At 44.0% G+C, this 20,735-nt stretch carries 19 protein-coding genes; 12 read left to right on the top strand and 7 right to left on the bottom strand.

Annotated elements, in window-relative coordinates; genetic code table 11:
* Positions 1–39: 39 nt before the first annotated feature.
* The 3 genes from sda to P3X63_RS01340 form a co-directional block, all read right to left on the bottom strand.
* A complete protein-coding gene (gene sda, locus P3X63_RS01330; RefSeq protein WP_026585666.1) occupies positions 40–270 on the bottom strand; it encodes a sporulation histidine kinase inhibitor Sda in 231 nt (76 codons plus the stop codon).
* 28 nt (positions 271–298) lie between these two features.
* Complete coding sequence (locus tag P3X63_RS01335) at positions 299–1,537, bottom strand: C40 family peptidase (protein ID WP_026585667.1); 1,239 nt, start codon at positions 1,535–1,537, stop codon at positions 299–301.
* A 315-nt stretch (positions 1,538–1,852) separates the two neighbouring features.
* Positions 1,853–2,929, bottom strand: a complete 1,077-nt coding sequence (locus P3X63_RS01340; RefSeq protein WP_277692341.1) for an N-acetylmuramoyl-L-alanine amidase family protein — start codon at positions 2,927–2,929, stop codon at positions 1,853–1,855.
* Between the two features lie 857 nt (positions 2,930–3,786).
* Between P3X63_RS01340 and P3X63_RS01345 the strand changes: the two genes are divergently transcribed.
* From P3X63_RS01345 to P3X63_RS01380, 8 genes are all read left to right on the top strand, one after another.
* Positions 3,787–7,797 (top strand): isopeptide-forming domain-containing fimbrial protein, encoded by a 4,011-nt coding sequence (locus tag P3X63_RS01345; RefSeq protein WP_481748575.1) that lies wholly within the window; start codon positions 3,787–3,789, stop codon positions 7,795–7,797.
* A gap of 10 nt (positions 7,798–7,807) precedes the next feature.
* Positions 7,808–8,365: a class D sortase gene (locus P3X63_RS01350; protein ID WP_277692869.1), complete on the top strand. Its 558-nt coding sequence runs from the start codon at positions 7,808–7,810 to the stop codon at positions 8,363–8,365.
* Positions 8,366–8,704: 339 nt separating this feature from the next.
* The gene (locus P3X63_RS01355) at positions 8,705–8,959 is read left to right on the top strand and encodes a hypothetical protein (RefSeq protein ID WP_026585670.1); all 255 of its coding nucleotides are present in this window, start codon (positions 8,705–8,707) and stop codon (positions 8,957–8,959) included.
* A 64-nt stretch (positions 8,960–9,023) separates the two neighbouring features.
* Positions 9,024–9,308: an AbrB/MazE/SpoVT family DNA-binding domain-containing protein gene (locus P3X63_RS01360; RefSeq protein ID WP_026585671.1), complete on the top strand. Its 285-nt coding sequence runs from the start codon at positions 9,024–9,026 to the stop codon at positions 9,306–9,308.
* A 71-nt stretch (positions 9,309–9,379) separates the two neighbouring features.
* Positions 9,380–9,739, top strand: a complete 360-nt coding sequence (locus tag P3X63_RS01365) for a hypothetical protein (RefSeq protein WP_277692347.1) — start codon at positions 9,380–9,382, stop codon at positions 9,737–9,739.
* A 248-nt stretch (positions 9,740–9,987) separates the two neighbouring features.
* The gene (locus tag P3X63_RS01370; RefSeq protein WP_026585673.1) at positions 9,988–10,287 is read left to right on the top strand and encodes a hypothetical protein; all 300 of its coding nucleotides are present in this window, start codon (positions 9,988–9,990) and stop codon (positions 10,285–10,287) included.
* A complete protein-coding gene (locus tag P3X63_RS01375; protein WP_026585674.1) occupies positions 10,274–10,921 on the top strand; it encodes an O-methyltransferase in 648 nt (215 codons plus the stop codon). The genes P3X63_RS01370 and P3X63_RS01375 overlap by 14 nt, the downstream gene beginning before the upstream one ends.
* 384 nt (positions 10,922–11,305) lie before the next feature.
* Positions 11,306–11,461, top strand: a complete 156-nt coding sequence (locus tag P3X63_RS01380; protein ID WP_236251296.1) for a hypothetical protein — start codon at positions 11,306–11,308, stop codon at positions 11,459–11,461.
* 22 nt (positions 11,462–11,483) lie between these two features.
* Here the strand turns inward: P3X63_RS01380 and P3X63_RS01385 are convergent, their stop codons facing one another.
* The gene (locus P3X63_RS01385) at positions 11,484–12,239 is read right to left on the bottom strand and encodes a class I SAM-dependent methyltransferase (RefSeq protein WP_277692350.1); all 756 of its coding nucleotides are present in this window, start codon (positions 12,237–12,239) and stop codon (positions 11,484–11,486) included.
* A 33-nt stretch (positions 12,240–12,272) separates the two neighbouring features.
* On the bottom strand, positions 12,273–13,712 hold the full coding sequence (locus P3X63_RS01390) for a pyridoxal phosphate-dependent decarboxylase family protein (protein ID WP_277692352.1): 1,440 nt from the start codon (positions 13,710–13,712) through the stop codon (positions 12,273–12,275).
* A 437-nt stretch (positions 13,713–14,149) separates the two neighbouring features.
* Between P3X63_RS01390 and P3X63_RS01395 the strand changes: the two genes are divergently transcribed.
* The gene (locus P3X63_RS01395; RefSeq protein ID WP_026585677.1) at positions 14,150–14,767 is read left to right on the top strand and encodes a nitroreductase family protein; all 618 of its coding nucleotides are present in this window, start codon (positions 14,150–14,152) and stop codon (positions 14,765–14,767) included.
* Positions 14,768–14,801: 34 nt separating this feature from the next.
* On the opposite strand, the gene P3X63_RS01400 is transcribed toward P3X63_RS01395, so the two are convergent.
* The gene (locus P3X63_RS01400) at positions 14,802–15,458 is read right to left on the bottom strand and encodes a GntR family transcriptional regulator (protein WP_077735868.1); all 657 of its coding nucleotides are present in this window, start codon (positions 15,456–15,458) and stop codon (positions 14,802–14,804) included.
* Positions 15,459–15,570: 112 nt separating this feature from the next.
* Positions 15,571–16,308 carry a sulfite exporter TauE/SafE family protein gene (locus tag P3X63_RS01405; protein WP_077735814.1) on the bottom strand — a complete coding sequence of 246 codons (738 nt, stop codon included), beginning with the start codon at positions 16,306–16,308 and terminating at the stop codon, positions 15,571–15,573.
* A 256-nt stretch (positions 16,309–16,564) separates the two neighbouring features.
* Between P3X63_RS01405 and P3X63_RS01410 the strand changes: the two genes are divergently transcribed.
* From P3X63_RS01410 to P3X63_RS01420, 3 genes are all read left to right on the top strand, one after another.
* A complete protein-coding gene (locus tag P3X63_RS01410; RefSeq protein WP_277692355.1) occupies positions 16,565–17,440 on the top strand; it encodes an SDR family oxidoreductase in 876 nt (291 codons plus the stop codon).
* A 155-nt stretch (positions 17,441–17,595) separates the two neighbouring features.
* Positions 17,596–18,051, top strand: coding sequence for a MarR family transcriptional regulator (locus P3X63_RS01415; RefSeq protein WP_277692870.1), 456 nt, complete (start codon positions 17,596–17,598; stop codon positions 18,049–18,051).
* Positions 18,048–20,708 carry an MMPL family transporter gene (locus tag P3X63_RS01420; RefSeq protein WP_026585682.1) on the top strand — a complete coding sequence of 887 codons (2,661 nt, stop codon included), beginning with the start codon at positions 18,048–18,050 and terminating at the stop codon, positions 20,706–20,708. The genes P3X63_RS01415 and P3X63_RS01420 overlap by 4 nt, the downstream gene beginning before the upstream one ends.
* The last annotated feature ends 27 nt before the right edge of the window (positions 20,709–20,735 follow it).

Genomic DNA, 20,735 nt, shown 5'->3' on the forward strand with positions numbered 1-20,735 from the left:
ATTCAAGACACGATTGATGCCCAACCCCACAGAAACGAGTCAGCGGGGTGATTTCTTCTGATTAGCCATAGCGCTTTTTTCTTGTTCTTTTATTGAATCTATGCTAATCGAACGTCTTTTCAGTTCTGTTTCCAGCAGCGTAAGAAAATGAGGATCAGCATCTGACAATTTTTTGGCTGATCGATAAGCATTTACAAGGTCTTTGTCAGCTAATGTTTTCATAATGATTGCTTTTTTATGCTCCTTTCTCAATGAATATACTGCAAACAAAAAAACCCAACCCAAAACGGTTAGGGCTTTAGAAAGAATAGCGTTTCGCGCCGAGATAACGCTTTTTCCAATAGGAATTGTTCATATCACTGATGCTGACTCCCGAGTCGTTCGCATTGATGAACTTTCCGTTTTCTAGATAAATGCCTACATGTGAAGGGCCCGGTTTATATGTTGAAAAGAAGACGAAATCTCCTCTTGCGGGCTTGCTGACCGGGTCCATGATATTCCAGTATCCCGCTGCGCTCAGCCTTGAGACAGATGTGACTTTGTTCAGCGCATAATAAATGAAGCCGCTGCAGTCAAAGCCTGAAGGATTGTTGCCTCCCCATCTGTAAGGGACGCCAAGATGTTTTTCAGCTTCGGCAATCATCCGTTCCACCTTTGATCCCGCCAATACGGCTGAAGAATTCGACTTCTTAAATGAGGCACTGCGCCCTGACGAGGTCGATGTTGGCGCTTCGGACATTTTCAGCTTTTGTCCGATTTGTAATACATCGGTCTTTAAATGATTTTCTTCTTTTATGCTTTGAACGGTCACATTCATCAAGTTTGCAATCTTCCATAACGAATCCCCGTCCTTCACGGTGTAAGTCGCGCTGCTGCTTGAATTCGTTTTGCCGGATGTTGAAGTTGGCGTATTGCTTCTGACTTTAAAAGTCTCTTTTACTATTAGGACTTGATTTGGATAAATCGTATCCGACTTCAAGTTGTTCAGCGTTTTAATCTCGGCAACGGTCACATTTAAACGGTTGGCAATTTTCCATAACGAATCGCCCAGTTTGACCTTATAGGTATTGCTTGAGCTTTTTACAGTATTTGAATCAGCCGATTTGGTTTTCGCGCTAGATCTTGCCGATTTTTTGCTTCCATTCACGACAAGCTTTTGGCCAGGATAAATGATATCACGGCTTAAACCGTTTAACTTCTTGAGCTCCGCAACGGTCGTATTGTAGTCACTCGCAATCAACCAGAGGGAATCGCCCGGTTTGACCGTGTATGTGGTCTTTTCCGAAACCGGGCTTGGCTTTTTCCTGTTTTCCGACTTTCCGCTTGAAATCTCCAAGGTTTGTCCCGCATAAATGATTGATGATGACAGATTATTGGCTGATTTCAGAGCAGAGACGCTTGTGTTATATTCAACTGAAAGCTTCCACAGCGAATCCCCGTTCTTTACCTTGATGGTCTGGGCTTCCGCCGGCGATACTGCCAATGATGTTCCAACTGCCGCAGAGGCTGCCAAGCCTGCCGCTATCTTTTTTTTCATAACCTTTTAGCCTCCTGCCAATCTTAATCAGCTTCAAGTCTATTTTCATATTCGGAGATTTTGACTAGTTTATTGCTGCAAAGCAGATGCCCAGTTTTTATAAACGGTTTGGGAAGCACCCCAGCTTAACCATGACACAAGAATTGGAGGGCTGTTTTCTTCCACAATCCAATATTCCCACCGCTTTTTTTGAGGGTTTGCGTATATTCCTGATTTCATCATTGATTGCATGATGTTTCCCGTAAAGCCCTCCGATCTTCAATGCAATTTAGAAAATTCAAACAAATGGATACGTTCGTAACGTTCGCTTATGTTTTAAGAGCTAAAGTAATCAGATAACCCTTGCATAATCCCATTGGCTGCTCTATCTTGATAGGTTTCTGACTGTATAGCCGATTCCTCACTAGGGTTTGAGAGATATCCAAGCTCTACTAACACCGCCAGTTTCGGGTTTTCCCTCAAGACATAAAAATCACCGAATCGAACTCCATTATTTTGAAATCCAGTTTGGTTGGATACGTTTCGTACAATCTTTTCAGCTAACGATTTATCAGTGCCTCCATCGTAATAATACGTTTCAACTCCGCGGCTTAATCGGGCAGCAGACGAGTTGTAGTGTATCGAAATAAAAGCATCCGTATGATAGGAACTGCTGATCGCAACGCGTCTGTTTAGACTCAAATAACGATCGGAAGAACGCGTTAAAATGACGTTGGCTCCTTTTTCTTTTAGAAGGGAGGCAAGATGCAACGCGGTTGCCAGTGTATGATTTTTTTCATGGGAGCCATGATATCCCGTCGCTCCCGGATCGATCCCGCCATGACCCGCATCAATCACAATATTTTTTCCTCTTAAACTATGAGAAGTTTGCGTAGCAGCTGCTTTAGGAACCGAGGTTCGAGATATCGCTTGATTCGAATCCGACACCAGCCATCCTGCAATCCAACCTGTCTGAGTACTATCAATTTGTATATGTACCCATTGTCCTTGTCGATCAAGCACCTGATAAGTGTCGCCTTGATTTGTGATTCTGATCACTTTATAGCCGGTTCCGGGTCCGGTCCGGATACGCACATAGCTGCCGGAGACAGAGATCTGCCCGCTGTAGGATTTTGCAGATGCCCCATTGGCGGATGATTCATATAAATATGTTGTCGCGACCCAACCGGTACGACCATGATAAAGGATTTTAGCCCATCCGTATTTTTTCTGTTCAACCTGAACCGCTGAACCGCGCGGTAAGGAACCGATAACCGCTGCATTGATGTGAGGCGCCTTTCTTACATTTAATGACGAGGTTCCGACTGTGTACACCTGACCGCTTGCTTCCGCACTCTCTGATATCCCTGAAAGGAGAGCAATCGCTGCAATAAATACCAACAATCTTTTCACGATTCGCTTTCACCTCCTTCTTGGACAAGATTATAGAGTTGTTTTTTTGTTTCAACAACTTTTCCCGAGAAGGAAATAGGGGTAAATTTACAAATGAGGGAGGGAGTTATGAAGAAAATGAAAAGAAGCAGCGATATCCTCCAATAAAGCCAGCTGTTTCCGTGTTGACGTGTGTTTATAGTTTGTGTCCTTTTATCCGCTTGAATAGGCTGCTGTAAGGAATGCGTTTTTCCACATCTGTAAATTTGCCAGGAATGATAAATTGAATTGGTTTTTCCGGAAGGAAGTGGCCGATATTGAGTCCTAAGGATTATTTTTTATTTTATAAAGTCAAACAAATATTCTCATAAACAGGAATTTTACTTGAAAAATAAGGATATAGATTTTTGTGATATTGGTAAATTAGCTCAGCTTTTATGATCGTTCCTTGATTGGACGAGCTGTTAATGAATGATCATGTTCAAACACTCTATAAGCCTAGTCTATTATAAAATATCTGGATCAGGCTAAAGAGACTTCAGCAACTCGGCGGACACGATAAATCAAGAAAACATAAAAGGAGCGGACATTGCAAGACTGGTAAAAACCTATATTTTGCCCGCTTCTTTTCGCTGATTTTTTGTCTCCGCGGTTTTTGAAAAATGAGTATTTAATCACATTGAGCATCTTTATGGGTTATTGGTAATATTTTTTCACAAAGAAAGGAGGATTTTTCTAGATCGGGTTACAGGATTTAACACAGAATTTTGCCGCAATATCTAGCAATTCATCCTAGCTATCTTTGTTGAAAGGAGGAGAATGTTGTGAACAGGTACTTATTGAGCAGACGCAACAAGAAGCAGATTAGAAAAAGTTTCATGCTGTTTATGATTACTTTATTGATGATGGGGAACTTGCTGACTGTTTTGCCTAATTCTGTTCAAGCAGCAGGGACAGTGACGATTAATGATACAGATTCGTATGCTATTGGTGGCACCATCTCTTATGGACAAACTTTGGAACTTTATCAACTAGATGGAACTAATCCAACAACTATCAAAGCAAGTGTTCCTATTACTGGTATTTCAGGAGATGTCGCGAATGGGTTAGCTGTATCGGATACTGAAAATGCTTTTTATGCACATGATGTTAATTCAAACTTTTATAAAATTAGTCCTACCGGAGCAGCTCAGTTCATAACAAAACTGGAGGGGCTAGGTGAAAGTGCAAACGGTGCTATTTATAATGGTAAATATTACTACGCATCTAAGAATGGCGATAATTACTACTTGTATGCGTATGATTTAACTACCGGGGATTTTACCAACAGAGTAATAAGTGGTTATAATCCAGAAACATTAGGAGGAGATCTTGTCTTTGATAGTGATGGGTATATTTGGTTCGCTCCAAACGTAACCGGCACTATTGCCCAAATGAATCCTGAGACTGGAGAAGTTTTACGTGTTATTCCAATAACAAATTCGGATGGTAAACCATTAGAAGGTGGAGTAAGAGGACTCAGTTTCTTACCTAACGGCCAGATGTTACTGAATTCTGGTGCTGATGCTACTAATTTTACATTATTTACACTTGATCCTGAGACTCTGAGCACTACTTATCTCGGCACGGTTGGAGATAAACTAGTTTATGATTTAGCATCTCGATCCACACCCGTATTCGAGCCAAAGCCTCCTGTACTTGAATCAAAGAAAACGTCAACGATCCAACAAAAAGCGGATGGCAACACAGACGCCGCCCATCCGGAAGTGGGAGATACGCTTCTGTATACGATCCAGACACGAAATACTGTCACAGACAGTCTGATTGCAAATCTCGCAATCTCTGACACGCTTCCTGAAGGATTGGCATACGTGCCAGGCACACTGAAAGTGGACGGCACGGCGGTAAGCGACGCTCAAGGCGATGACAAGGGCGACTTTACCGACGGGAAAGTATCCGGTCAAATTGGCGATGTGACGGACACCGAATGGCACACCGTGACATTTGAAGTGAAAGTACAGCCAGGCCAGGCCGGGAACACCATTAAAAATACCGGAACGATTACCGGGGATAACACGGATCCGCCAGATCCGAACAATGAAATCGTTGTGTACCCGCGCAATCCGGTTGTAGAGTCGAAAAAAACGTCAACGATCCAACAAAAAGCGGATGGCAACACAGACGCGGACCATCCGGAAGTGGGAGACACACTTCTGTATACGATTCAGGCGCGAAACACAATCGAAGACAGTAAGGTGACGAATCTCGCAATTTCAGACACGCTACCTGAAGGACTGGAATACGTGTCAGGCACGCTGAAAGTGGACGGCACGGCGGTAAGCGACGTGGAAGGCGATGACAAGGGCGACTTTACCGATGGGAGAGTATCCGGTCAAATTGGCGATGTGACGGACACCGAATGGCACACCGTGACATTTGAAGTGAAAGTACAGCCAGGCCAAGCGGGCAAGACGATTGAAAATACCGGAACGATTACCGGGGACAACACAAATCCACCGGATCCGCATAATGAAATCGTTGTGTATCCGCGTAATCCGGACTTAGAGTCAAAGAAAACGTCAAGCATCCAAGAGAAAGCGGATGGAAATACAGCGGACAACCCACAAGTGGGAGACACGCTTCTGTATACAATCCAGACGCGAAACAAAGTGAAAGACAGCTTGATTGAAAATCTCGTGATTGCCGATGAGCTGCCTGAAGGACTGGAATACGTATCAGGCACGCTGAAAGTGGACGGCAAGTCAGTAAGCGAAGCCAAGGATGAAGATAAAGGCGACTTTACCGATGGTAAAGTATCCGGCCAAATTGGCGATGTGACGGACACCGAATGGCACACCGTGACATTTGAAGCAAAAGTGAAGTCAGGTCAAGCGGGCAAGACGATTAAAAACACCGGAACGATTACTGGGGATAACACAAATCCGCCGGATCCGCATAATGAAATCGTCGTTGATCCGAAAGACTCGGATACAGAGTCGAAGAAAACGTCAAGCATCCAGGAGAAAGCGGAAGGAAATACAGATAAAGATACCCCACAAGTGGGAGACACGCTTCTGTATACGATCCAGACGCGAAACAAAGTGGAAGACAGCTTAATTGAAAATCTCGTGATTGCCGATGAGCTGCCTGAAGGACTGGAATATGTGCCAGGCACGCTGAAAGTGGACGGCAAGTCAGTAAGCGACGCTCAAGATGAAGACAAAGGCGACGTTACCGATGGTAAAGTATCCGGCCAAATTGGGGATGTGACAGACACCGAATGGCACACCGTGACATTTGAAGCGAAAGTGAAGTCAGGTCAAGCGGGCAAGACGATTAAAAACACCGGAACGATTACAGGAGACAACACAAATCCGCCGGATCCGCACAATGAAATCGTCGTTGATCCGAAAGACCCGGATACAGAGTCGAAGAAAACATCAAGCATTCAAGAGAAAGCAGATGGGAACACGGATAAGGATCATCCAGAAGTGGGAGACACGCTCCTGTATACAATTCAGATGCGAAACAAAGTGGAAGACAGCTTGATTGAAAATCTTGTGATTGCCGATGCGCTTCCAGAAGGACTGGAATACGTATCAGGCACGCTGAAAGTGGACGGCAAGTCAGTAAGCGACGCCAAGGATGAAGACAAAGGCGACTTTACTGACGGTAAAGTATCCGGCCAAATTGGCGATGTGACGGACACCGAATGGCACACCGTGACATTTGAAGTGAAAGTAAAGCCAGGCCAAGCGGGCAAGACGATTGAAAATACCGGAACGATTACCGGGGACAACACAAATCCGCCGGATCCGCACAATGAAATCGTTGTGTATCCGCGCAATCCGGACCTAGAATCAAAGAAAACGTCAAGCATCCAAGAGAAAGCGGATGGAAATACAGCGGACAACCCACAAGTGGGAGACACGCTTCTGTATACAATCCAGACGCGAAACACAATCGAAGACAGTAAGGTGACGAACCTTGTGATTGCCGATGCGCTTCCAGAAGGATTGGAATACGTGCCAGGCACGCTGAAAGTGGACGGCAAGTCAGTAAGCGACGCCAAGGATGAAGACAAAGGCGACTTTACTGACGGTAAAGTATCCGGCCAAATTGGGGATGTGACGGACACCGAATGGCACACCGTGACATTTGAAGTGAAAGTGAAAGCCGGTCAATCCGGCAAGACGATTGAAAATACCGGAACGATTACCGGGGACAACACAAATCCGCCGGATCCGCACAATGAAATCGTCGTTGATCCGAGAGAACCTGGCTTAGAGTCAGAGAAAACAGCGAAGAACATGAAGACCGGCAAGGATCAGTATGAAGCTGGAGATATGGTGGTCTACACGATCAAAACCCGTAACACGACAGCGGACAGCCAAGTCGAAAACCTCGTCATTTCCGATGAACTGCCAGAAGGACTGGAATACGTATCAGGCACGCTGAAAGTGGACGGCAAGTCGGTGAGCGACGCCAAAGATAAAGACAAAGGCGACGTTACTGACGGCAAAGCATCCGGTCAAATCGGCGATGTGACGGATACCGAATGGCATACCGTGACATTCCAAGCGAAAATCAATTCCGGCTATTCCGGCAAAACGATTAAAAACGTAGCTGTCGTAAAAGGCGGCAATGTCGACAAGCCTGATCAGCCAGAAAAGAACATCACGGTTGAACCGAAGGATCCTGGAAAGCCAAGCGAACCTAATCAACCAAACCATCCTGAAAAGCCAAATCCTTCAGATCCTCAGGATACAGCTGGAGGACATGAGCTTCCGGATACGGCAACAAATATGTATAACCTGCTTGTTGTTGGTTTAGGATTGTTGTTATTAGGAGCGGTCCTTTGGTATATGCGCAGAAAGAGAAATGTCTAAGATTCCTGCCGTGAAAAAGTACATTCCAATACTGTTCATTGCAGCCGGACTTGTTCTTATAGGTTATGCAATCTGGCAAGTCTTAGATACCAGCAAAAAGACGGAAGTCACTTTGGAAGAAGCTAAGCTTGCGATTGGGCATCCTCAAACAGAACAAGCGTCGTTCAAGCCTAAGTTCGGAGAAGCAGTCGGTATTCTGGAGATTCCTAAAATAAATGCGGAGCTTCCGATTGTGGAGGGAACTGATGCAGATGATTTGGCAAAAGGTGTCGGACATTATAAAGGCAGCTACTATCCAAATGAAAACGGACAAATCGTATTATCAGGGCACCGGGATACCGTGTTTCGCCGAACAGGAGAACTAAGAAAGGGCGACCAATTAAAAGTTTTGTTGTCATATGGAAGTTTCATATATCAGATCGAAAAAACAAAAATTGTTGATAAAAATGATACCTCCATCATTACATTGCAACATGATAAAGAGGAGCTCGTTCTTACGACTTGTTATCCCTTTTCGTATATCGGCAATGCGCCGAAACGATACATTATTTACGGAAAAAGAGTATGATGATAAGTCGCAGGGAATCCCTGCGACTTATTTGAATCTAAAGCAAACATTGTGAGATTTTATGACTTACTATTGGACATACCACTTGCTGTCTTTTTCTATAGGGTCATCTGCAAGCATGGATATGATTTAAATGGTAAAAATGGATGTCTCATTTTATTGACAGTTATCATCAATTGTTGTTTAATAAATAAAAATTAATTAAAAGTTATAAATATACAAATTGCCACTAATGAAATGGATTTTGGTTATAAAAATGCCAACTATCATATAAAACTCTTTCCATGACAAATTTTTCAAGTCGTTCTTTCATTCATTAGCTTTTTATGAGGTGAATATATGGAATTTTCTGAAGGATTAAAAAATAAAATTATGGACATTATTCAAAAAAGGGGGCTGTTGAAACCATGCGAAAATTGCAAGCATGATGAAATGGTAATGATAGAGCCCTTTGCAAGGTTGGATTTACAAGATGATTCCTCTGTTTTGAGCGTTGGGGCTGAAGCCATTCCTTCAATTGCGATCGTATGTACGAACTGTGGAAAAATGAATTTATATGCAGCCAAAGTGCTACTGCCTTCGGAATTTCACTAAAAATCATTCTACCTGAGGACAGTTTGACAACAAGAAATGAACAGAAAGATAAGGAGGGTGTTTTTTGGAAAATGCAGCATTTATCAGAAAAATGGATGATTTAGGAAGAGTGGTCTTGCCGAAAAAAATAAGAAAGATATTGAAGATTAACGAAAGAGATCCAATAGAGATTTTTATTGAAGGTGAAAAAATTATATTTCGTAAATATTTGGAAGGCAGAGCTTGCTTTGTAACCGGTGAGGTAACAGATCTAAATAAAACACTATCAGGAGGAATTGTCTTAAGTCCTGAAGGAGCGAGAATTTTACTACAAGATCTGTTGGCTCTCCGATTACAAAAAGAAATCTAAAGCTGATGTTTAAGAGCTGCAATTGCAAACATAGATCAACGTATGAAGCAAAAGGGGGATGTATCTTTGTAATGTCGGATTACCCGCTCAAGCATGATCATGTGGGCAGTGTTGTTTGCAAGGTGGAAACATACAGATTTCGTTTTCGGGGAGTTCCCGCTGCTGAAATTGAAATCGCGAATGTCCCCGGGGAAAATGCGTCTTTTTCTTTTCAAATTAAAAGAAATGAGCAGTTTTGGCCTGACCTTCCTTTCCATCTTTCAAACCAATTGTCCGCTGGCGCTGCTGAATTGGAACAAATTGGATTCGGGCGAATGTGGTATGAATCCAAAACAGAAGCTTTACAGGCGGCTACAGACGCCATTGAACATATTCTCAAAAAACATAAAGAAGTGGATAAATTGGAATTTTCAAAGGTCTCAAAACAATAAAACATAGATCAAACAAATAGTAAAAACAAGAGTAAATATGGAGATAAGCGAAGATCGCCCATTCAATTTTAGGGGCGATTTTTTGTTATTGTACAGCTCTCTAATCTTTTTCAGACGAATCACACGAGGCGGGGGAGCAAGCATAGTCACTTATCATCAATCATGTTTTTGCAAAGGATTCTTTTGTATTGACATCATGTATACGTTTGTATACAATTCAAAACATAACGAATGAAAGGAGCCTTACGATGAGACATAAAGACTTTAAAAAAGACGGATATCACCGCGGTGAGCGTCATAAAGGCGGACCAAAAACTTTTCGCCGGGGGAGAGCGATTACTTTTTTAGAGACGTTGCATCTGAAGCGCGCCACCATTAAGCAGCAGCTGGAAGAACCAGAATTTCAGTCGATTCAGCAAATATTAGTCGGTGAATTAAAAGCCATTGATATGATCATTAACGAATTTACCCGGTTGTTTGAAATCGATGAAAGCGAAACGGAAAGGAAAGAGTCTTTAGAGAGGGAGGAGAAGAATGAAACAAATTAACCGTTATATCGATTCAGTGTTTTCTAAGCAAGATGCCCTGTTAGAGGAAGTCATTTCATCGATCAGAGAAAACGGAATGCCCCCGATATCGGTCTCTCCTTCCTCCGGTAAGCTCTTGACGATGCTTGTATCGATTTCAGGGGCGCAAAATGTTTTGGAAATAGGGGCTCTCGGAGGCTATAGCGGGATTTGTCTTGCAAGAGGCTTCGGCTCCAAAGGAAGATTAACTTCCCTTGAATTAAAGGAGAATTATGCAAAATTAGCCTACAACAGCCTCTCAAAAGCCGGCTTTGGCGATCAGGTTTCCTATATGACAGGACCTGCGCTAGAAAGCTTGGAAAAGCTGGCCGGCGATCAGAAGCGGTTTGATTTTTTCTTTATCGATGCCGACAAAGGCAACTATGAACATTACCTGGCGTATTGCATAAAACTGGCGGAGCCGGGTGCTTTAATCATTGCCGACAATGTGCTTGCGGGCGGAAGTGTGGCAGATCAGGATGCTGAACCGAGACGGCATACGGACGTGATGAAGGTCTTCAATAAAACCGTCGCCAATCATCCTCAATTGGAATCCCTCTTGATGCCGATCGGCGATGGGATAACCATCTCAAGAGTGAAGCAATCAAAATGTTAATCCACTTGCTAGTTGCTGATTCGTGACTAGTACTTTTTTATTTTTAGAGATTTTTTGCTTAGGTGCGAACTGTTTCTACATCTAATCCGCAAAGAACAACACAACATAAGCTGCACTGGTTAGTTAAGCTAAGCTTATCCTATTAGTTTTTTAGGCCGCAATAAAGTTCCTTATAAAATGGTTTGTAACCAATTGATAATAAGATGGATTCATTTTTATATTTTTATTTGGAAATCCCACGGATGCGACTTATTTTTTATGTTAATTTATGATTGGTGGTGTCGGCGGAGGCTTGACCGGTGCTGCGGCTTCTTGTAAAAAGAACAGCTAACGAGGGGAAGATGTAGGTTCCCCGTTATTTTAATTTGGTAAAGGTGATGTCATCTGAATAAATTAATATTACCTTCTATAACTGTTATTTTTGTTTTGTGGATTCTTTTGCAAATCGCTTTAAATATGAGTATTTTTAGTAATCCTTTAAATTATGGCATCGTGATCGTAATATTTTTCTTGTTTATAAAGTTAGCAAAGGAAAAATGAAGCAGGCAAAGCCGCCTGCTTTTTAGTTTGTTAATTGAAAAACAATAAAATCAGGGCACCTCAAATCCTCTGCAAATGAAGGGTATTTTTCGAGCATCTCTTTTGCCGGCTTTGGTTCGACGATGTTTTCTACATGAAAACCTGTGTGAAGCAAAGTATTGATATAGCTTGTCAGGGTTCGATGGAAGAATAGTATTTTTTCTTGATCACCCAGCCTTTGTTCGTACGCACCTTCATAAAAGTATCGGTCAACATTCCAGTGGAGCTTATGGCCGTCGGCTGTTTTCTCCCAGCCGCTTTCCGGGGTGATAAAACACGGATGTAAAATCGAAAAAATAAAACAGCCCCTGTCTGCGAGTAAGCGATGCATTTCTTGAAAGGCTTTTTCATAATCGGCGAGGTCTTGAATCACCATGTTGGACACGATCAAATCAAAGCTTTGATCCTCCAAGTCATGCAAGTTCTCGAGGTTTCCCTGTTGATAACGAATCGGCAGGCCGTTCGGCGTTCTTTCTTTGGCGATTTCGATCATTCTCGGCGAGTAGTCCACTGCCGTTACGCGAGCCCCCGCTTTGGCCAGCATTCTGCTTAAATACCCTTCACCACAGCCGGCATCAAGCACGTTTTTGTTTTTGACGTTTCCCATTAAGGAAAATAAAGCCGGGTTTAAAAAAACTTCTTTGTGAATGTCTCCTTGTTCGGTATGATTGGCGGCATACGCATCGGCAAATCGGTTCCATCTTTGAATGGATTCCTCTGTGCCAACTTTCCTTGTCATATTTCTCCTCCTTTTCAAAGTCTGTTTATTCATTTAACGCGATATCCCCTGAGCATAAAACTCATCAATTTTTTCAAATACCCTTTGAATAAGGGTATTTGAGATAAAAGGATTTAACAAAACGGCCCGGAGCCAGCGGTTTCCCCTAAATGCAGGCAATGAAAAGAAGACGTTTTCTTCATTCAACAAAAACTGCTGCAATTCGAGATTCCAGTTATCCCTTTGAGCTTCATCAAGGCCCTGCGGGATGCCTCTAAAGCAGACAACGTTTGTATCCGGCTCGCCGGACAGTTCGAGATAATGGCGCTGTTTCACTTGATTGATAAACTCATCTTTTAATGCAAGGCTTCCATGCAACAGCTCCCTGTATCCTTTTAATCCGATGTGTTGAAGCGATAAATATAATTTTAGGATATCCGCATGCCGGGTGCCTTGAACGCTTATTTCACCCAGGTTTGTAAAGTCGGTTTCGTTCATATATGGGGCGGAAATGCGAAAATCGGTTTCCAAAACGCCGCGATTCTTGAATAGAACCATTGCACAGGTCTTTGCAATGTACATCCATTTTTGCGGATTGAATGTGATGGAATCGGCCATTTCGATACCGTTTAGCTTGTCGCGGTAAGCTTCTGAAAAAATGAGTGCTCCCCCGTACGCTGCGTCTACATGCAGCCACAATCCGTTTTCCTTTGCGATGTCAGCGATCGATCGAATGGGGTCGATGCTTCCTGTGACCGTCGTTCCGGCCGTGGCTGCAATCGCAAATGGCAACTTGCCTTCATTTTTTGCCTGACTGATTTTCTTTTTTAAATCGTCAAGATCCATTTTCGAATCGCTGTTGCTTTTCACTGGGATAATGCTGGAGGTACCGAGGCCCAACAACATCGCTGCTTTATGCAAGGAAGTATGGCTGACGTCTGAAGCAAAGATGACCGGCTGTTCGGAAAGATCGAATAATCCCGATTCCTTTACCTTTAATTGATGATTGCGCGCTGCTGCAAGCGCTTGAAGATTCGCGAGGCTCCCGCCGCTTGTCATCACGCCCCCTGAGTTATCATCGTATCCAAACATACGGGCGATGGTGCCCATAAGCTGTACTTCCATTTTTGAAAAGACAGGCGACATTTCCAGGCTCAGCATATTGTTGTTCACTGAAGTGCTGACGAATTCGCCCAGACAAGACATTAGAGTCGGAATGGAATCCATATGCCCCATATAATTCGGGCTTAGAGGATTCATGGAGCTTTTTACAATCGCCTGCAACTTTTTTAAAAGCTCTTCTAATTCGACCCCAGTCTCGGGTATATTGCCGTAATGCGATGGTTCCGGGGAAGGCAAAGTGCGGTGATTCCCGGCGCTTCTTGCGTGCTCAATGACGAATTTGACGATTTGATCAACAAGAATTGAGATTTCCTTAATATTCTGGCCATTTGGATCAATAAAAGCGCTACTGGGCAAAAAGGATGGCTGCATAGTTCACACGCTGCTTTCTTTCACATTTTTTCTCAATTATAGCATTTTGATTTTGGCGTATCATGGTTGATTGATGAGTAATACGAGGGTCGAAGAACAAATAAAATGAACAAGTTATCATACAAAGTTATTTCTGAGTTCGTTTGAGCGCATTATGATATTACATAATGTGATAGTTAAGGTAAGTTACCCCTCTCAGTTTTACCTTCATGCTGAACCAAATCGTGATGACAGAAGCTGCAATGGCGCCGGTCACAAGGCATTTGTACATGTCTATCAACAGAAGCCCGACACTACCCGGCGGTTTCCGATTGTAACGCGTTCTCTTTGATTCATTCCTCCATTTTCGAGAGCGTCTCTAAACAATCGGGAGCTTATCGCCGATCATATAAGTAAGGAAATTTATGCAAAAGGATAGATGAATGGAGTTTTTGAGAATGGAATTTAACGAGCTTATCGAAACGCGCCACTCTGCAAATAATTTTCTGGAAGATGTTCAAATCACGGTGAAAGATTTGGAGCCTATCTTTGAGGATATCAAGCTAGCGCCTTCGGCGTTCAATTTGCAGCATGCAGAGTATAAAGTGGTATTGGATAAGGATTTAAAAGAAAAAGTCAGGGAAGCTGCGAATGGCCAATATAAAGTGCATTCAGCCTCTGCTGTGATTTTAGTGACGGGAGACCGCTACGCCTACCGGCAAACGGAAAAAATCAATGAAGGCATGAGGGATCTAGGAATTATTAAGGACTTTGAGCTGCAGGAAATGATCGAAAACAATACCGATTTTTACGAGTCGCGAGGGGAGCAATTCATGAAGGAAGAGGCGATTCGCAATGCTTCTCTTTCTGCGATGATGTTTATGCTCGCCGCCAAGAACCGGGGATGGGACACGTGTCCGATGATCGGATTTGACAGCGATCAGGTCCGCGAGTTGCTAGAGATCCCGGATACACATGAAATCGTCCTCATGATAACGATCGGCAAAGAAAAAGAAAGCAGCCGACGCTTGAGAGGATATCGCAAGCCGGTTAATGAATTTGTTTCTTTCTATTAAAAATAGGGGGCGGCCGTAAGAAAGGCCGCCCTTTTTATTGATGAGACAGCACTTCGACTAAGTGGTCAAGATCAAGCTGAAGGTGGCGGATCATCGCTTTTGATGCCTGCTCATCGTCTCTTTGTTTCATATGGTGAAAAATTTCGCGATGCTGTTCCAAAATGGCTTCAGCCCGTTTTTCTCCTTGAAAATTCAAAATGCGGAAATAATAAATTAACCCTTCCAAATCGTTGAGCTGTTTCCGCAATAGATTGTTTTGTGTATATTGGATAATTAAGTCGTGAAATGTATCATTTAATTCGATAATTGTGTTTTGATCCTTGGATTGAAGGATGGCTTCTTCCGTTTTTTGCAAAATATCTTCAATCGTTTTCAGTTCCTCTGCCGTTGCAATTCTTGTCGTCAATCCCGCAGCGAATGATTCAAGCGCCATCCGGCAAAAATAGATTTCTTCAACGTCCTTTATTGTCGGCTGATAGACCTTCACTCTTGAGTCGATGACGATGAGCCCCTCTTTTTCCAGAACCCTGATCGCTTCTCTTAAAGGGCTTTTACTGACGCCGAGCTCTTTGGCTAACTTCGCTTCGGCGATTCGTTCACCGGGTTTTAATTTCCCTTCAAAAATCATTCGCTTAATCGCGTGGTAGGATTGTTCATAAAACGGTTTTGGTTTTTCAATCACGCTTCTCATCCTCGTATTCGTTCTCATTTCGTATTTTACCACAGGTTCCTTCGTTATCTCCCACTATAACCACTGCAAGTGCAGGATAAACAAAATGCCCGGCTGCAAGCCGGGCACTGAATTAAAACAAGAGAATGAACCCTGAAACGGCAGGAGTTAAAAATAAACCTGATTTCAAGACGGCTTTCGGCAGGACATTGGTGAATTTAGCCCCGACATATGCACCGCACATCGTACCGGCCAAGATTTTGAGCAATAGAATATAATCGACGAATCCCTCTGAAATATAGCCGGCCCCTCCGCCTAACGAGAGCGGAATAATGACGAGCATCGTCGTTCCTACGGAATGGCGAATCGACAGGTTCAGCATCATCATCAACCCGATTTGAATAAAAGGCGCAGAGCCGATTCCGAACGTTCCGGACAGAATGCCGGCCATGATTCCCAATAAACTGGCCTTGATCCAAAAGGCAAGGTTCGTTTCCTGGGTAGCTTCTTTTGCTTTCAAAAAGAACAATCTGATTAAAATCAGGATGGCTGATAAAAATAACATTCCTGCGGTCATATAATGCAATGAACTTGAAGGTATAAGAGAAGTCAGCTTAGCCCCTCCAAAGGATCCGGCTGCAGCAAAACAGCCGACGGTTAAGCCGATTTTCAGCTTGATATTTCCTTCGCGAAAGTGGCTGTACGTGCCTGATAAACTTGTAAAAGCCATGCCGGCCAGAGACGTTCCCAATGCTGTATGAATCGGAATGTGAAACAGCATCGTTAACAGTGCGATAACGAATCCGGCTCCGCCGGCTCCGACAAAGCCAAGCACAAGACCTAATAAAAACATAACGAGCACAATCAACATGTTCCTTCTTCTCCTTTATGAATACCTGATTTCGTGCAATCTAATGGTCGACGGTATACAGTCGACCAAAATCAATAACAACATCTTACTCTATTATTTCCATATTGACAAGACGGCCGAGAGGGCATATGTCGTCTACTTCCAAGTTAAAGGACATTCCTGTTGACAAAGCAGCCTATTTGTAATTATGATAGTTACATAAAGTGTAACAAATTTTGTTACAGATAGAGGTTAAAACATTCAGGAGGAATTTGAAATGAAAATGCTAGTAACGGGGGCAACTGGAAAATTAGGATCAAAAATTGCGGAAAAACTGCTGGAAACTGTACCGGTGGATCAGCTGGCGGTCAGCGTCCGCAATCCGGAAAAAGCGGAAAGCTTAAAAGCGCGCGGGGTGGATGTGCGCCATGGAGATTTTGATCAGCCGGAAACATTGGATGCCGCGTTTAAAGGTGTCGACCGTTTGCTGATGATTTCTGCGGATGGCGATAATGAAACAAGAATTCGGCAGCACGGCAATGCGGTAGCTGCCGCAGAGCGCGCCGGGGTTCAATTCATCGCTTATACGAGCATCGCGAATGCGCGAGAAAGCGAAAACTTCCTGGCGCCGACGCATAAGGCGACAGAAGAGGCCATTTTAAAAACGGGAATTCCTTATTCCTTTCTGCGCAATAACTGGTATTTGGAAAACGAAATCTCAAGCATCCAAGGCGTTCTGGCAGGTGCACCTTGGGTAACATCGGCCGGCAATGGCAAAGTGGGCTGGGCGCTGCAGCAGGATTATGCAGACGCAGCGGCAGCAGTGCTTGCGGGAGACGGACACGAAAACACGGTCTATGAGCTTTCCGGCCGCTTATTGACGCAAGATGAACTGGTGTCCGTCCTGTCCGAAGTATTGGGCAAAGAAGTGCCGCTTCAACACGTTGACGACGCCGGCTATGCCGAAGTGATGAAAAACGCCGGTTTACCCGATTTCCTTGTTCCGATGCTTGTCGACATCCAAAAAGGGATTCGCGAAGGCACACTTGCAGTCGAGAGCGATGACTTCGAAAACGTCCTTGGCCGCCCGTTGACTCCGATAAAAGAAGCGCTTGCGCAAATCGTTGCTGGAATGTCTGAGACAAAGTTATAAGCGGCGTTGTCCTCCGCAACAATAAGAGAGCCTGTAAAACTTCAGGCTCTTTTTTTATGTCTAAACATCCAGTTGACATCATATAGTTTACAGGTATAAACTATATTCATTATGAATAAAGTTTAGAGGTATAAACCAATACAGAGGTGAAAATGTTGGATGAAAAAAAGTTGTGTCAAGCGATCGATCTGTTTGCAGAGGTATTGTTTGAAGGCACGGAGTTTGTACAGCGTGAAATCAATGACGATGTCTTTCAGCACATCTCCAGGGAACAGGCTGACCTGCTGACGATTCTGAAAATCAAAGGACCTTGTTCACCTGGAAGTTTGGCGCTCATCCAAAACGTACATAAAAGCGCTATATCCAACAGATTGAAGAAAATGCTGGAAAAAGGGTTTGTCGAATGGGATGATTCGCAAGTCAATCGTGACAAACGATCCAAGCTGATCAACATAACGGAAAAAGGCGAAAAAATGATGGAAGAATTAAATTCAGCCGTTTTTCAATCATTAAGAAAACTGATTGATGATACAGATGAGGAACATTTGGACGATTTTATTGAAATATTCAAAATTCTAAAGAATAAATTTAAAGGAGACCACACGCCATGAGATTTATCGTCAAAAGTAAGTGGATCATCGCGGCGGTTGTTTTAGCGTTGACGGTCATATTGAGCATATTTTCGCCAAACTTGACCGAGCTCGCCAATGAAAAGGGGCAGGCTCAGCTTCCGGCTGATTCCATCTCCGAGAGGGCGAAGGATATTCTCAAAAGCGCCGGGGAAAACAACAACACGGTCAGTGTTGTCTTTGCGCTGGATCATGCCTTAAAGAAAAATGAAAAAGAGAATATGCAGGAATTCATAGACCAAATTCAAAAGATTGATGGAGTGGAAGGTGTCACATCTCCTCTGTCAGGCGACAAGCAGATCCGCGATCAATTGATGTCAAAGGATCGGAAAACGGTCCTCATTCCTGTAACGGTGACGGGGTCTGATCAACAGGTGGAAAAAATGGCGGATCGTATGTATCAAATGGTTCCCGATGATATGACCGCCTATATTACGGGAGCGTCCCTTATCAATCAGGATTTTGCCCACAGTTCAGAAGAAGGGCTGAAGAAAACGGAAGTCATCACGGTCATTTTGATTATCGGCTTGCTTCTGGTCGTTTTCCGTTCAGTGGTCACGCCTTTCGTTCCGATTATTGTTGTCGGTTTTTCCTATTTGATCAGCCAATCCTTATTAGCGATTTTAGTCGACAATGTTGGCTTTCCGATTTCGACCTTTACGCAAACGTTTCTCGTCGCCATCTTGTTCGGGATTGGGACGGATTATTGCATCCTGCTTTTGACGCGTTTCCGCGAAGAGCTGGCCAACGGACATGACAAGGTCGAATCGACGCTGATCGCTTACCGTACGGCGGGGAAAACATTGTTTATCAGCGGTTTTGCCGTATTGATCGGATTTGCCGTTTTGGGATTTGCCAAGTTTGCCGTCTTCCAATCCGCTGTAGGCGTCGCCGTCGGAGTCGGCGTCTTGATGATCATCTTGTATACGCTCTTGCCATTGTTTATGGCAACACTTGGCGATAAATTATTTTGGCCGTCCAAAAAGGTTCTTTCTCATCATGATAATCGATTGTGGGCTTTTCTTGGAAGGCATTCGGTGGCGCGGCCATTCCTGTTTCTCGTGATCACAGCCATCATAACCGTGCCGTTTATGCTGACGCATGATGATCAAATCTCCTTTGACTCGACTTCAGAGATCAGCAGCAGCTATCGATCGGTTAAAGGCTTGGAGGCGATTAAAGAAGGTCTTGGCGAAGGGAGAGCTTTTCCTGTCAATGTCGTCATCAAAGGGGATGACAAGCTGACGACGGCGGAAACGATCCCCTATCTCAGAAACATCAGCAAAGCGATCGAGAAAGTCGATCATGTTGATTCGGTCATGACCATCACACAGCCGACTGGAACAGAAATAGAAGATTTAAGTATTGATCACCAGCTGAAAGCCGTATCAGACGGCCTGGATCAAACAACAAAAGGACTTGCTGATGTTCAAAGCGGTCTAACAACTGTGGAAGATGGGCTGAGAAAAATCGCGGGGCAAACGGGCGGTTCATCAGCAAATGGATCATCCGGCGGCTCGCTTGCTGATACGGCGGATGGATTGGGGAAAATCAACAGCCAGCTTCAGCTCGTCAGCGGGCAGATGGCCCAAACAGGCGATGTCTCACAAGCGGTGCCGCAGCTGACGGCCATCAGCGGACAGCTGGGACAGATTCAAAACGGGCTTGAGCAAGCCGACCGCGAGCTCTCGTCACAGCAAAAGCAAGCCGGCGCTTTAACAGGTAGTCTCGGCCAGCTGGCGGACGGTGTGAAGAGCGCAAACGACGGTCTTGTGAAAATCACCGATGGTGTGACGGCATCCGCTGACATGCTGGAGAACATGAGCAAAAGCTCTGCGGTGAAGGACACAGGCATATTCCTTCCCGAACAAGTGATGAAAAACAAAGATTTTAAAAAATCGATTAACAACTACTCGTTTTCAGATGGCAAAGGTGTTCAATTAAGCGTCGTCCTAGACATCAATCCTTATTCAGAACAGGCGATTGCGACCGTCAATCAGATTAAAAAAGTCGTGAATGAAGCGGCTGACGGCACACCTTTTGATGATGCGGATATTGTATACGGCGGGGTATCGAGCCAGAACGCGGATTTAAAAGACATCTCCACAACGGACCTGTCCCGGACGATGGTCATTATGATCATTGGGCTGTTTTTAGTATTGACCATTTTGTTCCGCTCTATGATTATGCCGATCTATATGATTGCATCTCTATTTATCACGTATTATACGTCGATGTCGATCACGGAGTTCATGTTTGTTGATCTTCTGGGAAATGACGGAGTCAGCTGGGCTGTGCCGTTCTTTAGCTTTGTGATTCTGATTGCTTTAGGAATCGATTATTCGATCTTCCTTCTCGATCGGTTCAAAGAAGAGGTGCACCTCGGCATCCATCAAGGCATCGTCAAGTCAATGGGCAAGATGGGCTCTGTCATTATAACAGCAGCGATCATCTTGGCCGGCACATTCGCGGCGATGATGCCGTCAGGGGTCAATACGCTCATGCAAGTGGCTACCGTTGTGATTGTCGGTCTTCTGCTTTACGGACTCATCATCCTTCCGTTGTTGATTCCGGCGCTGATTGTGACATTTGGAGAAGGGAACTGGTGGCCGTTCGGCAGGAAAAAGACAATTGAATAAGAAAAAAGAGTGGTGGATCATGTCCAT

The sequence above is a fragment of the Bacillus sp. HSf4 genome, from assembly GCF_029537375.1.
Classification (GTDB): domain Bacteria; phylum Bacillota; class Bacilli; order Bacillales; family Bacillaceae; genus Bacillus; species Bacillus sonorensis_A.